The 1,373-nt window shown below is 68.5% G+C and carries 1 protein-coding gene; it reads right to left on the bottom strand.

Annotated elements, in window-relative coordinates:
• Positions 1 to 60 precede the first annotated feature (60 nt).
• Entirely contained in the window at positions 61 to 1,125 is a 1,065-nt protein-coding gene (locus tag ACIQ7M_RS40865; RefSeq protein ID WP_403654242.1) for an IS110 family transposase, read from the bottom strand.
• Positions 1,126 to 1,373: the final 248 nt, after the last annotated feature.

Genomic DNA, 1,373 nt, shown 5'->3' with positions numbered 1-1,373 from the left:
TCGACCCAGGCAGAGCCGAGCAGTCGCGGCCCAGGGCGTCAAGGAAGCTCCTATAGAACGTCAAGCGGTCTGTGGGAGGTGTGTTTGTGGAGTATTCGTGCTGGTCAGATGCTTGTAGACCTCTCGGGCGATGAAGCGTTTGAGGCAGCGGAAGATGTCCTTCTTGGACATGCCTTCGGCGGTGCGTCTCGCGACGTAGAGCCGGGTGCGGGAGTCGTAGCGCATGCGCACGAGGGCGATCGTGTGGAGGGCATGGTTGGCCTGGCGGTCGCCGCCACGGTTGAGGCGGTGGCGGTTGGTCCGTCCGGAACTGGCGGAGATGGGGGCTGCCCCGCACAGGTGGGCGAAGGCGGCTTCGGACTTCAGCCGGGCGGGATTGTCGCCTGCGGTGATCAGGAGTTGGGCGGCTGTCTCGGTGCCCACGCCGATCAGATCCATCAGCCCGGGAGTTGCTTGCGCGACCAGCGGGGCGAGTTCGGCGTCGGCCTCGGATATCTCCTGGGTGAGGTGCTGGTAGCGGCGGGCCAGACGTCGTAAGGCGGTTCGGACGGCGCAGGTCGGGTCGGCGAGGTCGGCGCCGGGGCGAGAGCGGGCCAGCTGCGCGATCAACTGGTAGGTGGGCAGGCTGCGCAGGTGTTCTCGGACCTCGGCGGGGGCGGAGACGATGAGCGTGCGGATCTGATTGATCGTCTGGGTGCGGGACTTGACGGCCGAGCGGCGGACCACCCGCAGGGACCGGATGGCCTCCACGATGCCGTCGCGGGTCTTGGGCCGGCCGTGGGCGCGGCCGGACAACACGGCGGTCGCCGCGGCGTAGGCATCGACGGGATCGGACTTGCCGTTGGCCCGCCGGGCCTTGCGGTCAGGGCGGTCGACGTCGACCACGCTCACCTCGCTCGCCCGCAGGAACCGGGCGAGTTCGCAACCGTAGGCGCCGGTTCCCTCGACCCCGACGGCCAGCACGTCACCGTGCATGCGCATCCATTCCAGCAGGCGACAGTAGCCGTCTGGGGTGGTGGGGAACGGAGCGGTGGCCAGATGTCGGCCAATGCTGTCAATCACCGCTGCCTGGTGGAAATCGGTGTGGGTGTCCACGCCGCCGACCACTGCGATCTGATCCGTCATGCCGGTACTTGCCGTCCTTCCGTGCGGTGCGCGAGAGATCGCACGGGCCGGCCGGGCGCCAGGACAAGACTGTGACGGGACCTTTGGCCGGGCTCCTATGAGGTCACAGACGCCCGGTCGGCCGCGCGCAGGGCAGCACCGCCCGGCCGACCGACGATTCCTTGAAAGGACAGCCCGAAGCGTCAATCGTTCGGTGGGTCAGGCCGCCGAGCGATGCCACGACCCATCCTCACAGTCGTTCGTCCGGC

Origin of the sequence: Streptomyces sp. NPDC096324 (assembly GCF_044763015.1) — a bacterium.
Taxonomy (GTDB): domain Bacteria; phylum Actinomycetota; class Actinomycetes; order Streptomycetales; family Streptomycetaceae; genus Streptomyces.
The sequence above is the reverse complement of the archived record's forward strand: the minus strand, read 5'-3'. Positions and strand labels throughout refer to the sequence as shown.

Coding starts and splice junctions, on each gene's coding strand:
- ACIQ7M_RS40865 (WP_403654242.1), bottom strand. CDS start 1,125: ATGACGGATCAGATCGCAGTGGTCGGCGGCGTGGACACCCACACCGAT.